This window comes from Enterobacter chuandaensis (assembly GCF_003594915.1).
GTDB classification, from domain to species: domain Bacteria; phylum Pseudomonadota; class Gammaproteobacteria; order Enterobacterales; family Enterobacteriaceae; genus Enterobacter; species Enterobacter chuandaensis.
In genome coordinates this window covers 23,636-36,124 of sequence record NZ_QZCS01000010.1, presented here as the reverse complement: position 1 = coordinate 36,124, position 12,489 = coordinate 23,636, and the positions used below count along the sequence as shown (strand labels likewise).

Genomic DNA, 12,489 nt, shown 5'->3' with positions numbered 1-12,489 from the left:
TGTACTGGTACAGTGCGTCACATTAAAATGCAGAACCGCATGATTGACTGGAGAAAAGGCTGTATGGCGACACTAACCACCACCCAAACGTCACCTTCGCTGCTTGGCGGCGTGGTGATCATCGGCGGAACCATTATTGGTGCCGGGATGTTTTCCCTGCCCGTGGTCATGTCCGGTGCGTGGTTCTTCTGGTCGCTGGCCGCGCTGGTATTCACATGGTTCTGTATGCTCCATTCCGGTCTGATGATCCTTGAAGCTAACCTGAACTACCGCATTGGCTCCAGCTTCGACACCATCACCAAAGATCTGCTGGGCAAAGGCTGGAACCTGGTGAACGGGCTTTCCATCGCGTTTGTGCTCTACATTCTGACCTACGCGTATATCTCGGCGAGCGGCTCGATTCTGCATCACACGTTCTCGGAGATGTCGCTGAACGTTCCGGCGCGTCTGGCGGGGCTCTGTTTTGCACTGGGCGTGGCGTTTATCGTCTGGATGAGTACTAAAGCGGTGAGCCGCATGACGGCCATCGTGCTGGGCGCTAAGGTTATTACCTTCTTCCTGACCTTTGGTAGCCTGCTGGGGCACGTGACCCCCGCCACGCTGTTTAACGTCGCGGAAGTAAATACCTCCTACACGCCGTACCTGCTGATGACCCTGCCTTTCTGCCTGGCGTCATTCGGCTACCACGGCAACGTGCCGAGCCTGATGAAGTACTACGGCAAGGATCCGCGCACCATCGTGAAGTGCCTGGTTTACGGCACGCTGCTGGCGCTGGGGCTGTATGTCATCTGGTTGCTGGGGACGATGGGCAACATCCCGCGCCCGGAGTTTATCGGCATTGCGCAGAAGGGCGGTAACATCGACGTGCTGGTGCAGGCCCTGAGCGGTGTGCTGAACAGCCGCAGCCTGGATCTGCTGCTGGTGGTCTTCTCCAACTTTGCGGTGGCGAGTTCATTCCTCGGCGTGACGCTGGGCCTGTTTGACTACCTGGCAGATCTGTTTGGCTTTGATGATTCTGCGATGGGGCGTTTCAAAACCGCGCTGCTGACCTTCCTGCCGCCGATTGCGGGCGGTCTGCTGTGGCCGAACGGCTTCCTGTACGCCATCGGCTATGCAGGGCTGGCGGCCACCATCTGGGCGGCGATTGTGCCGGCGCTGCTGGCGCGCAAATCACGACAACGCTTCGGCAGCCCGAAATTCCGCGTCTGGGGCGGCAAGCCGATGATTGCGCTGATCCTGGTGTTTGGCGCGGGCAATGCCGTGGTGCACGTGCTGTCGAGTTTTAATCTGCTGCCTGTGTATCAGTGAGTCTTTTGTGCCGGATGGCGGCTACGCCTTATCCGGCCTACGCGATCCCGTAGGCCCGGTAAGCGCAGCGCCACCGGGCGAAACAATGGCTACCCCACCAACTCCTCTTTCACCTGCATCGCCAAATCAAACGAGTGCAAGCGCGCCTGGTGATCAAAAATCTGCCCGTTAACCATAATTTCATCCGCCTGCGTTTCACGCAGCACCGCTTCCAGCCCGTGACGCACTTTTGCCTTATCACCCACCAGCGACATGCTCAGCGCCTGCTGAACGCCATACTGTTCGGAGGCTGACCACAGCAGATGCATATTTTCTACCGGCGGCGGAAGCTGCCCCGTCTCACCGCGACGCAGCTTCACAAACGCCTGCTGCATGGAGGTAAACAGGAATTCCGCATCGCGGTTGCTGTCGGCGGCAATGATATTGATACACACCATCGCGTAAGGTTTCTCCAGACGCTCGGACGGTTTGAAGTTCGTGCGGTAAAGATGCAGCGCCTGATGCAGCATATCTGGTGCGAAGTGGGAAGCGAAGGCAAACGGCAGTCCCAGCTGTGCGGCAAGCTGCGCGCTATAAAGACTTGAGCCTAACAGCCATACCGGGATCTTCTCGCCGTAGCCTGGCACCGGGCGTACGTGCGGGTTCGGATCGCGCGCGTCGAACCAGTCCACCAGCTCGGCCACGTCGCGCGGGAAGTTGTCGATATCACCGCTCATATGGCGGCGCAGGGCGCGCATGGTCGGCTGGTCGCTGCCTGGCGCACGGCCAAGCCCAAGGTCAATACGGCCCGGGTAAAGGGTATTCAGGGTGCCAAACTGCTCGGCAATCACCAGCGGGGCGTGGTTCGGCAGCATCACGCCGCCGGAGCCCAGGTGCAGGGTGGTAGTATTTGCCGCCAGATAACCAATCAGTACCGAGGTCGCAGCGCTAGCGATGCCCACCATGTTGTGATGCTCGGCCAGCCAGTAGCGGTGATAGCCACGCTTTTCGGCGAGTAGAGCGAGATCGAGAGAGTGCGAAAAGGCTTCTCGCGCGGAGGAGCCTTGTGGGATCGGCGCCAGATCCAGCACCGAAAACGGAATGGTTTTGTCAGTCATAACAGCTCACTTTGTCGACGGTGAATCTTTAATACTGCATTAAAAAATGATAACCGTTGTTAACAAAGTGAGCTTTTTTTACGCCTGCAATTCCAGCCCGGCCAGCCGTTTCCAGTAGCCGTTGCATTCGCTGTTTGCCGTCAGCGGCAGCGGAGCGGTGCCTTTTTCGTTGGCGCGGAAGGCGTCCAGCATCGCGAACACGCCGGTATCCAGCGGCGACAGGCGCACCATGTCCACCAGGCCGTCCATCGACGCCAGCTCGTTGCCGAGGTTATAGACATAGCCGCTCATGGTCTGAATGCCGTTCAGGACAAACACCTGCTGATTTTCCTGCGACAGCATGCTGCGCCCGTTCGGGTATTTAATGCAGCAGGTTTCGCATTCGTCTTTTGGGCGATCCTCCGAGCGCGCGGTGAAGCAGCGGGCGGAGTAGGCCAGCGGCAGATGACCGTAGCTCAGCACTTCCACTTCAAACTGATGGCGAATGCCTAGCTCGTCACACTGAGTGAGCAGGTTCGCCAGCCAGTCGCGGGAGAGTTCCACCGGCATACACCAGCGCGTCATCCCCTGTTTGAGCAGCAGGCGCAGCGTCACGGCGTTATAGCAGTTCAGCGCATGGCCCGCGACAAACGGCAGCTTACGCTCGGCGCACATGTTGACCACGCCGAGATCGCTCGCTTCCAGCAGGAACTCGCCGTTTTCGACGTAGCGCTTCAGCTCGCCCAGTTCGGAAGACGCCTGCACCAGCGCGAGCGTCGAGAGCACCACCTGCTTGCCGCTGCCGGCCAGGCTTTTCGCCATATCCAGCCAGTCGCCCACTTTGGTGGCGCGGCGCTTGCTACATACCGCTTCGCCGAGGTAAATCACATCGGCGCTGCTGGTGGCGGCCTGTTGGTAAAAATCTTCCAGCGTCTCTTTTGGCCAGTAGTAGAGCACCGGGCCTAATGAATATTTCATGATGATCTCACTGCCATTTACGGTGATACGCGCCAAGCGTGGTTTGCGTGCCTTCGGACATCGAACCGAGCGTCTCCATCCACGCCGCCTGCGGGGCGTAGTTCTGCGGGTCCGCCATACAGCGGTCGATGGCCTGACGCCAGACCTTCGCCACCTGGCTCACGTAGGCCGGGCTGCGCTGGCGACCCTCAATTTTCACCGAGGCAATATTGGCGGCCAGCAGTTCGGGCAGCAATTCCAGCGTGTTAAGGCTGGTGGGCTCTTCCAGCGCGTGGTAGCGCTCGCCGTCGACAAGATAGCGGCCTTTACACAGGGTTGGATAACCGGCGTTCTCACCGTCCTGATAGCGGTCAATCAGCACCTCATTCAGGCGAGACTCCAGCCCCTGAGGGGTCTGCTGCCAGCGGACAAAGCGGGCAGGGGAGCAGGCCCCGACGGTATTCGGTGATTCACCGGTTAAATAAGAGGAAAGATAACACCGGCCCTCGGCCATGATGCACAGGCTACCAAAGGCAAAAACTTCCAACGGCACTGGCGTGACGCGCGCGAGTTGCTTAACCTGATGAATAGAGAGCACGCGCGGCAGCACCACGCGGGCGACATCGAAGTGTTGATGATAAAAACGCACCGCTTCTTCGTTCGTTGCGGATGCCTGAACAGAGACGTGGCGCTCAATATGCGGATAGCGTTCTGCGGCATACTCAAGCATAGCGAGGTCGGCCAGGATCAGCGCATCGGCACCCAGCTGTGCCGCCATGTCCACCGCGCGCTGCCAGCGGGCGTAGCCATCAGGATGGGCAAACGTGTTGATGGCGATATGCAGTTTGCGGCGGTGCTGGTGAACGAAGTTAACGGCTTCCTGAAGCTTTTTCTCCGTAAAGTTAAGGCCAGCAAAATGGCGGGCGTTGGTGTCATCCTTCAGCCCGATATAGACCGCATCGGCCCCATTTTCGATGGCCGCCTTAAGCGCCGGAAGGTTTCCGGCTGGGCAGAGCAGCTCCATAATTTATCCTGATGTAGTCGATCGCAAAAATGTTAACGAGCTGGGATTTTAATTAACCCATACGCGACAATTTTTGATTTAAGGCAGCTAATGGCGTATTGATGGCACCAATAATGAGGTACATCCGACGACGGTTTGTTGATTTACGCCGCTATGTTCTGGAGTGGATGTGGCAAAATAGCGGGATTACAGATATCAGGGAGTAAAGCTCGTGCTGGATAAACTGCGTTCACGTCTCGTACAATTTGGTCCATCAATGCTGAGCGTGCCGGTCAGGCTGGCACCGTTCGCGCTTAAGCGCCAGGTGCTGGAGCAGGTCCTGAGCTGGCAGTTCCGCCAGGCGCTGCAGGACGGCGAACTGGAGTTTCTGGAAGGCCGCTGGCTGAGCATTGAGGTGCGTGATATCGGGCTGCGCTGGTTTACCTCCGTAGAGAATGACCAGCTGATCGTGCGCGAGTCCGCCGAGGCGGACGTGAGCTTTAGCGCAGATGCCAGCGATCTGCTGATGATCGCCGCGCGTAAGCAGGACCCGGACACCCTCTTCTTCCAGCGCCGTCTGGTGATTGAAGGGGACACGGAGCTTGGCCTGTACGTGAAGAATTTAATGGATGCCATTGAGCTGGAGCAGATGCCGAAAGCGCTGCGCGTGATGCTGATGCAAATGGCCGATTTTGTTGAGGCTGGGCTGAAAAACCCGCCGGACAGTAAACACACTTCAGTAGGTGAGCCATGCTGATTCGAGTCGAAATAGGGATTGATGCACCGGGTATCGATGCGTTATTACGCCGCTCTTTTGAGAGCGACGCGGAAGCCCAACTGGTCCACGATCTCCGCGAAGACGGCCTGATTACGCTGGGGCTGGTTGCTACCGATGACGAAGGTCAGGTTGTCGGCTATGTGGCCTTCAGCCCGGTCATCGTTCAGGGCGAAGACATTCAGTGGGTGGGCATGGCACCGCTGGCGGTAGATGAAAACTATCGCGGGCAGGGTCTGGCGCGCCAGCTGGTGTATGAAGGGCTGGACTCGCTGAATGAGTTTGGCTACGCCGCCGTGGTCACGCTGGGCGATCCGGCGTTCTATGGCCGCTTAGGCTTTGAGCAGGCGGCGCATTACGATCTGCGCTGCCGCTGGCCGGGCACCGAGTCCGCTTTCCAGGTGCACCGCCTGGCGGATGATGCCCTGAACGGCGTAAATGGTCTGGTGGACTACCACGATCATTTCAATCGCTTTTAATCAGGCTCTCGCGTAGCGCCTCAAAGGAGCCGTCTCCGGTCACGAGGCGCTCCTTCTGGCGCTTCGTTAGCTGCTTGATGCGGTACTCCAGCCTGAGCGCCAGCGATCTGTCGCCCACCGCGGCTGAAAATGCCAGCTGCAGTTCGCCTTTCCCCCGCAGTGCTTTTGCCCCTTTCCCCGTTTGATGTTGTAAAAAACGCCGCGCCACATCGGTAGTGATCCCGGTGTAGAGAGCGTTATCAGCGGTTCGGACAAGATAGAGAAACCAGCACACGGTAAACAGATTCAGTATGTTAAGGTGAACGCACCATAGCATGAGAGAGAACGAAAATGGAAACACTGGCCGCCATTAACCGCTGGCTGGCGAAGCAGCATGTCGTGACCTGGTGCGTATATCGCGAGGGCGAAATGTGGTGCGCCAACGCCTTTTACTACTACGATCCTGAACGCGTCGCTTTTTACGTCATGAGTGAGGACAAAACCCGGCATGCGCAGATGACCGGCCAGCAGGCAAAGGTGGCGGGCACGGTAAACGGGCAGCCGAAAACCGTCGCGCTGATCCGCGGCGTGCAGTTCAAAGGGGAGATCCGTCGTCTGGATGGAGAAGAGGGCGACGCGCGCCGTAAGCTCTACACGCGCCGCTTCCCGGTTGCCGCTGCGCTAAAAGCCCCGGTGTGGGAAATCCGCCTCGATGAGCTGAAATTTACCGATAACACCCTGGGCTTTGGCAAGAAGCTGCACTGGCTACGCGCCGAGCAGGCGTAGCGCTTCGCGGTTAAACGCCGGGAGATCGTCCGGGGTCCGGCTGGTGATCAGCTGGTCCTTGTCGTTAACCACTTCCTGATCGTAGAACTCAGCCCCTGCGTTTTTCAGATCGATAACGATCGGTTTCACCGCCGTGAGCTTACGCCCGCGTACCACTTCGGCGCTGATCAGCAACTGCGGGCCGTGGCAAATGGCGAACACCGGTTTGCCCGTAGAAACAAAATCTCGCGTAAAGGTCACGAAGCGCTCATCTCCGCGCAGGGAATCCGGTGAATGGCCGCCCGGCAGCAGCAGAGCGTCGAAATCGGACGGGCTGACGTTATCAATAGACTGATCAATCGTCACGCTGGCCTCGCCCTTATGGCCTTTCACCGTTTTACCCGCTTCTTTCTCAATGGTAATAACCTCATGTCCCGCCTTGCGGAACGCCTCTGCGGGAGAGGTGAATTCTGAATCTTCAAACTCGTCGGTAATCAGGACTGCGATTTTTTTACCCATGCTTCCTCCGTTGTTTTGGCTTCAGACTGATTTTTCTCCGCTTGTGGTAAATACTTACCTGTAACAGACTTCTAAGTGTGGCCGACCACGCTGAGTTCGCAAACGGACAATTCTGTAAAGGGGATACGATGAGTCAGGTACTGATTACCGGCGCTACCGGGCTGGTGGGCGGACATTTGCTGCGGCTGCTGATCCAGGATCGCCACATCAACTACATTGCCGCACCGACGCGGCGCCCGCTGCTGGATGTCACAGGCGTCTTTAATCCGCACGATCCGCAGCTCACCGACGCGCTGGCGCAGGTGCAGGATCCGATTGATATCGCTTTTTGCTGCCTGGGCACGACGCGGCGTGAGGCCGGGAGTAAAGAGGCGTTTGTCCATGCGGACTACACGCTGGTGGTGGATACCGCCCTGACGGCGAAAAAGCTGGGAGCAAAACATTTCCTGGTGGTCAGCTCGCACGGCGCGAACGCAGGCTCGCCGTTTTTTTACAACCAGGTGAAGGGCAAGATGGAAGAGGCGCTGATTGCGCAGAAGTGGGAGCGCCTGACCATCGCGCGGCCTTCGATGCTAATTGGCCACCGCGACGAACGGCGTTTTAACGAGTCCTTTTTTGCCCCGCTGTTTCGCATCCTGCCGGGTAACTGGAAGTCCATTGAGGCACGGGACGTCGCGCAGGCGATGCTGAAAGAGGCGCTGGCACCGTCGCAGGAGGGCGTTAATATCATCCCTTCGGCAAAACTGCGTGAAATCGCACAGGGCGAGGCGTAAACTTCTCCGGCTTATTAAATAACACTCTCCGGGGAATGGTATGACTGGTCAGTCTTCATCTCAGGCGGCAACACCTGTCCAATGGTGGAAGCCCGCACTCTTCTTTCTCGTGGTCATCATTGGCCTCTGGTATGTGAAATGGCAGCCGTACTACGGTAAAGCCTTCACCGCTGCCGAAACGCACAGCATCGGTAAATCTATTCTCGCTCAGGCTGATGCCAGCCCGCTTCAGGCGGCATGGGACTACGCCATGGTCTACTTCCTTGCCGTCTGGAAAGCCGCCGTGTTAGGCGTGATTCTGGGCTCGCTGATTCAGGTGCTGATCCCGCGCAACTGGCTGATGAAAACGCTTGGTCAGCCGCGCTTTCAGGGCACGCTGCTGGGGACGATTTTCTCTCTGCCGGGCATGATGTGCTCCTGCTGCGCCGCGCCGGTGGCGGCGGGTATGCGCCGCCAGAGGGTGTCGATGGGCGGCGCGCTGGCGTTCTGGATGGGTAACCCGCTGCTCAACCCGGCGACGCTGGTGTTTATGGGCTTTGTGCTCGGCTGGCATTTTGCCGCTATCCGTCTGGTTGCCGGGCTGGTGACGGTGCTGGCGGTGGCGACGCTGGTGCAAAAGCTGGTGAAGGATAACGCGCCAGAGCCTGCTTCCGTTGAACTGGACGTCAGCGAACCGCAGGGAGGGTTCTTTACGCGCTGGGGCAAAGCGCTCTGGCAGCTTTTCTGGAGCACCATCCCGGTGTATATCCTGGCGGTACTGGTTCTGGGCGCGGCGCGCGTCTGGCTGTTCCCCCATGCGGATGGCGCCATCGACAACTCGCTGATGTGGGTGATTGCGATGGCCATTGCAGGCTGCCTGTTCGTGATCCCCACGGCGGCGGAGATCCCGATCGTGCAAACCATGATGCTGGCCGGTATGGGCACCGCACCGGCGCTTGCGCTGCTGATTACGCTGCCGGCGATCAGCCTGCCGTCGCTCATCATGCTGCGTAAGTCTTTTCCGGCGAAAGCGCTGTGGCTGACGGCGGGGCTTGTGGCGTTGAGCGGGGTGATGGTGGGGAGTATTGCGTTGATGTAAAAAAGCCCGGTAGCGCTCGCGCTTACCGGGCTTTTAGTCAGGCGTGGATTACTTAATGTAGGTAAACGCGGTGGTGACGTGCTTCACGCCGCTCACCCGGCTGGCGATATCCGCCGCCGCTTTCCCTTCACGGTCGGTCACCAGACCCAGCAGGAACACTTCGCCGTTTTCAGTCGTCACTTTCACGTTTGAGGATTTCACCTGGTCTGAGCCCAGCAGCTGGGAGCGGACTTTGGTGGTGATCCAGGTGTCAGACGACGCGGTGCCCAGGCTGATTGGCTGACCCTGACGGATTTCATTAAAGACTTCCGTTGTGCCCTCAACGCCCATTGCGATCTGTTTCGCGCGGCTGGAGAGCTCGGTATTCGGTGACTGGCCCGTCAGCAGGACTTTGCCCTGATAAGCCGTTACGTTAATACGCGCTTCTTTCTTAATTTGTTCGTCTTTCGACAGCGCACTGTTGACCCGCAGCTCCAGCGTACCGTCATCCACCTGCGTTCCCACAGAGCGCGGATCGGTCGCTGCTTTGGTGCCTACGGCGGCAGTACCCACAACGGCCGCAGCGATACATCCCTGCAGCAGTAGTGCAGACATAAGGACTGCGAGGGTCGATAAAGCCTTCATAAAAACTCCTTAATCATCCTGGTGAGGGAAAAGCGTGTTATCGATCAAATCGCACAAGCAGTTCACCGTGAGCATATGCATCTCCTGAATACGTGCGCTACGGTGAGACGGAATGCGAATTTCCACATCCTGCGGCCCAAGCAAGCCCGCCAGCTCACCGCCGTCGTAGCCGGTTAAGGCGACGATGGTCATGTCGCGGGTAACGGCGGCTTCAACGGCTTTGACGATGTCCCGGCTGTTGCCGCGCGTAGAGATGGCCAGCAGCACATCGCCGGCATGCCCCAGGGCGCGCACCTGCTTTGCGTAAATTTCGTCATGCAGACGATCGTTAGCAATCGCTGTTAAGACCACATTATCGGTATTAAGTGCAACGGCAGGTAAACTCGGGCGTTCGGTTTCAAAACGGTTAATCATGCTGGCAGCAAAATGCTGTGCGTTGGCGGCTGAGGTTCCGTTGCCACAACAGAGGATTTTGTTGCCGTTAAGCAGGGATTGCACCAGCGTCATTGCAGCGCGAGAGATTGCGTCCGGAAGGGCTTCCGCCGCGGCAATCTGAGTCTGGATGCTTTCTGTGAAGCACACTTTAATTCTTTCGAGCACGTTATCCCTTTTAAATCTTAATTATGCGTCTTCGCCAAAAGCGTTTTTAAGCCATTCGATCTCATTTCCGGTGAAGGCTATCACATCGAAACGGCAATCCACAGTATCAAAGCTCCCATTATGGCGGGCAAGCCACAAGTGGGCAGTCTGTAATAATTTATGTTGTTTGGCGAGCGTCACGCTGGCGGCAGCACCGCCAAAACGGGAAGACTGTCGAAAGCGGACTTCTACAAACACAATCACCTGACCGTCTTTCATGATCAGATCAATTTCGCCGCCGCGCCCGCGGACGTTAGCGGCGATAAAGCGCAGTCCTTTGCCTTCAAGCCAGCGACGCGCTTTTAACTCCCACGCATCGCCGGTCTCTTTACGGCTTAACTGGCCGGGACGATTTGCCCCTGCTGGTATTTGAGCCATGATAACTTCCTGTTAATCACACAGTCCTGAGTGGCGGTCAGATCGCCGGTGTTGCCGTTAAGCTCAAAGCCCGGCACCTGACGCATCTGGGTAAAGTGGTTTGCCAGCGCCCACGCATCAACACCCATCGCATACAGACGCGCCAGAGAGTAGTCGTTACGTACGGAGCTTAGCGCCTGCTGCATCAGCGCCGGGTTGCTACCTGCCAGCATCGGAATTTCGCTGTACTGCAGGCCGTCCATTTCCAGACGGAAATCCGGGCCTGCGGTGCCCTGCGCGCTGCGGGAGCTGGCGTAGAGCGTTGCGCCGCTCTGACTGCCGTTACGCATCGCAATCATCGGTTTGATAAAGGCGATCTCCTGCGGCGTGGCAATGATATAGGCCGCATCTACTTTCCCGCCGCCGCTAATCTGCGCGTCGGTAGGCGGGGCAGGGATGGTCAGGCCGCCAATCGTCACGCTCTGCTGCTGTGGCAGGCTCGCGGTGACAGGACTGCCGTTAAGCGCGATACCCGCTCCACCGTTTACGCCAGCGCGCAGTTCAGACACTGAACCGAATTTCTGCTGCAGCACCACGCCGCCGCCCAGCTTCTGCCACTCATCGGCAAAGGCGTTGGCCACGCGATCGCCCAGCGCACTGCGTGGGATGAGCAGAAGCGGAGCCTGTTTACCCTGCTCGTGAATATGACGCGCCGCATCGCGGGCTTCATCTTCAGGGGAAAGCGCGAAGTAGCAAATATTGGCCCGGTTCTGAACCTGTTCCGGCTGGTTGAGCGCCAGTACGTTCAGCGTGGTATTGCTCTTCATCAGCTCTTCCACGTTGTTTTTCAGCAGCGGGCCGACAACGATGCTTGCCCCGTCCTGCTGAACCTGCGCCAGCACCTGGTCAAGCGGCTGCGAGCTGGTGTCGTAGATTTTCAGCTCAGCGCCCGGGTTGGCGCTGGTGGTTGCCACGGCCTGCGGCTGTGCAGCAGGTTGGGATGCTGGCTGTACAGGCTGCTGTTGAGGCTGTTCTGCTGTTGCCTCTGGCGCAGGCGTCGCCTGTGTCTCAGCCGGAGGCTGTGTTGCAGGTGCTGAGGTAGCCGGAGGCGTAGTCGGTGCCGTCACCGGGTTTTGCATCGTGCCTTGCGGTGGGGTTTGTGCTGTGGTCAGGTCGCTGGTCTCTGCTGCTGACGGGCTGACAACGTCGTTCACGTTGGCCGCCTGCGCTGCCTGTACCGGTACCGCACTGCCCGTTACCGGAGTCGTGCCGTTTTTCGCCGCTTCAAAGCCCTGCTGAATAGTGCGGCCAAACACGGCTGCCTGGCCATTTAGCGGCAGAAGCAGCGCGATTTTGCTGGTCGAGGCGGGCTTAAAGTTCTGCACGTTTACCAGCTGTGTGGGCAGCATTTTCGCGCCCGGGTTCTGCGGGTAGCGGGTCTGCCAGTCGGTAATACCGGCTTTCAGCATCTTAGGATCGCTGCGGTTGTTAAACCACATCTGTTGCAGATCAAGCCAGCCCTGCAGCACGTTTTCATCGGCGTTGATGACCAGCGCCTTTGCCTGATCCTGGGTCATCGAGGCAAGCGCCTGCCAGGTGGCATCAATGTTTTTCTGCTTGTCGGCACCAGCGAGCAGCGGCTCCTGGGCGATCAAGGCGCGCAGCAGGGTCAGGGAAGGGCGTCCCTGCTCAGCGGTAATGCCCGCCTGCCAGAAGCGCGCCTGTTGGTTTTTATCCAGCGCGCTCAGGTCGATGCTCCCCAGGATCTTTTTCGCGCCATCATAATCTTTCTGCGCAACCTTCAGCTCGGCAGAAAGCAGACTCTGCTCTGTACGCTGGGTATCGTTAAGATCTTTCGGCAGCTGGTTGAACAGCTCAGCAGCCTGCTGGGTTTTACCTTCTTTCAGCAGTGCACGAATGGCGAGTAATTGCCAGTTGATCCTGGTATCATTTGTACTCTGCGACATTTGTTGCAGATAAAAGCCAGAATCAGCCTGAGCGGAGCCCTGAAGATGGGCGGTGCTCTGGTCAGGTGCCTGGGTGCCACAGCCTGCAAAAATCAGGGCTGCGAGCAGCAGCGGCACGCTGCGCGTGGCTTTTTTTCGAAGAAACGTTAACGGTACCATACTGTATCCAGTGATTTTTTTTACGCAATGC

At 58.2% G+C, this 12,489-nt stretch carries 15 protein-coding genes; 6 read left to right on the top strand and 9 right to left on the bottom strand.

Going from position 1 to position 12,489, the window contains the following annotated elements:
* The first annotated feature begins 63 nt into the window (after positions 1 to 63).
* Positions 64 to 1,308: a tryptophan permease gene (gene mtr, locus D5066_RS15665; RefSeq protein WP_119916518.1), complete on the top strand. Its 1,245-nt coding sequence runs from the start codon at positions 64 to 66 to the stop codon at positions 1,306 to 1,308.
* Positions 1,309 to 1,397: 89 nt separating this feature from the next.
* Here the strand turns inward: mtr and D5066_RS15660 are convergent, their stop codons facing one another.
* The 3 genes from D5066_RS15660 to ubiU all read right to left on the bottom strand — a co-directional run bounded on the left by D5066_RS15660 (position 1,398) and on the right by ubiU (position 4,365).
* Complete coding sequence (locus tag D5066_RS15660; protein WP_119916475.1) at positions 1,398 to 2,405, bottom strand: luciferase-like monooxygenase; 1,008 nt, start codon at positions 2,403 to 2,405, stop codon at positions 1,398 to 1,400.
* Between the two features lie 78 nt (positions 2,406 to 2,483).
* Entirely contained in the window at positions 2,484 to 3,362 is an 879-nt protein-coding gene (locus D5066_RS15655) for a U32 family peptidase (RefSeq protein WP_119916517.1), read from the bottom strand.
* Positions 3,363 to 3,369: 7 nt separating this feature from the next.
* A complete protein-coding gene (gene ubiU / locus D5066_RS15650) occupies positions 3,370 to 4,365 on the bottom strand; it encodes a ubiquinone anaerobic biosynthesis protein UbiU (RefSeq protein WP_014885366.1) in 996 nt (331 codons plus the stop codon).
* Positions 4,366 to 4,576: 211 nt separating this feature from the next.
* On the opposite strand from ubiU, the gene ubiT reads away from it, so the two are divergent.
* Both ubiT and D5066_RS15640 read left to right on the top strand, forming a co-directional pair.
* Positions 4,577 to 5,101, top strand: coding sequence for a ubiquinone anaerobic biosynthesis accessory factor UbiT (gene ubiT, locus D5066_RS15645; protein ID WP_119916474.1), 525 nt, complete (start codon positions 4,577 to 4,579; stop codon positions 5,099 to 5,101).
* Positions 5,095 to 5,598, top strand: coding sequence for a GNAT family N-acetyltransferase (locus D5066_RS15640; protein ID WP_080328304.1), 504 nt, complete (start codon positions 5,095 to 5,097; stop codon positions 5,596 to 5,598). Before ubiT ends, D5066_RS15640 begins: the two co-directional genes overlap by 7 nt.
* Here D5066_RS15640 and D5066_RS15635 read toward each other — a convergent pair.
* Positions 5,585 to 5,914, bottom strand: coding sequence for a GIY-YIG nuclease family protein (locus tag D5066_RS15635; RefSeq protein ID WP_045260079.1), 330 nt, complete (start codon positions 5,912 to 5,914; stop codon positions 5,585 to 5,587). The genes D5066_RS15640 and D5066_RS15635 overlap by 14 nt on opposite strands.
* 14 nt (positions 5,915 to 5,928) lie before the next feature.
* On the opposite strand from D5066_RS15635, the gene D5066_RS15630 reads away from it, so the two are divergent.
* Positions 5,929 to 6,363: a YhbP family protein gene (locus tag D5066_RS15630; RefSeq protein WP_080328303.1), complete on the top strand. Its 435-nt coding sequence runs from the start codon at positions 5,929 to 5,931 to the stop codon at positions 6,361 to 6,363.
* On the opposite strand, the gene D5066_RS15625 is transcribed toward D5066_RS15630, so the two are convergent.
* Positions 6,343 to 6,861, bottom strand: a complete 519-nt coding sequence (locus D5066_RS15625; protein ID WP_080328302.1) for a type 1 glutamine amidotransferase domain-containing protein — start codon at positions 6,859 to 6,861, stop codon at positions 6,343 to 6,345. The two genes, D5066_RS15630 and D5066_RS15625, sit on opposite strands and share 21 nt — an antisense overlap.
* 128 nt (positions 6,862 to 6,989) lie before the next feature.
* Here D5066_RS15625 and D5066_RS15620 point away from each other — a divergent pair, with 128 nt between their 5' ends.
* On the top strand, positions 6,990 to 7,634 hold the full coding sequence (locus D5066_RS15620) for an NAD(P)H-binding protein (protein ID WP_119916473.1): 645 nt from the start codon (positions 6,990 to 6,992) through the stop codon (positions 7,632 to 7,634).
* A 40-nt stretch (positions 7,635 to 7,674) separates the two neighbouring features.
* The gene (locus tag D5066_RS15615) at positions 7,675 to 8,712 is read left to right on the top strand and encodes a permease (RefSeq protein WP_080328300.1); all 1,038 of its coding nucleotides are present in this window, start codon (positions 7,675 to 7,677) and stop codon (positions 8,710 to 8,712) included.
* Between the two features lie 48 nt (positions 8,713 to 8,760).
* Here the strand turns inward: D5066_RS15615 and dolP are convergent, their stop codons facing one another.
* The 4 genes from dolP to D5066_RS15595 are packed head-to-tail and all read right to left on the bottom strand — an operon-like array spanning position 8,761 to position 12,458.
* Positions 8,761 to 9,336: a division/outer membrane stress-associated lipid-binding lipoprotein gene (dolP, locus tag D5066_RS15610; protein WP_014171764.1), complete on the bottom strand. Its 576-nt coding sequence runs from the start codon at positions 9,334 to 9,336 to the stop codon at positions 8,761 to 8,763.
* 9 nt (positions 9,337 to 9,345) lie between these two features.
* Entirely contained in the window at positions 9,346 to 9,936 is a 591-nt protein-coding gene (gene diaA / locus D5066_RS15605; protein WP_119916472.1) for a DnaA initiator-associating protein DiaA, read from the bottom strand.
* A 21-nt stretch (positions 9,937 to 9,957) separates the two neighbouring features.
* On the bottom strand, positions 9,958 to 10,353 hold the full coding sequence (locus D5066_RS15600) for a YraN family protein (protein ID WP_028014533.1): 396 nt from the start codon (positions 10,351 to 10,353) through the stop codon (positions 9,958 to 9,960).
* Complete coding sequence (locus D5066_RS15595; protein WP_119916471.1) at positions 10,311 to 12,458, bottom strand: penicillin-binding protein activator; 2,148 nt, start codon at positions 12,456 to 12,458, stop codon at positions 10,311 to 10,313. Before D5066_RS15595 ends, D5066_RS15600 begins: the two co-directional genes overlap by 43 nt.
* Positions 12,459 to 12,489 lie beyond the last annotated feature (31 nt).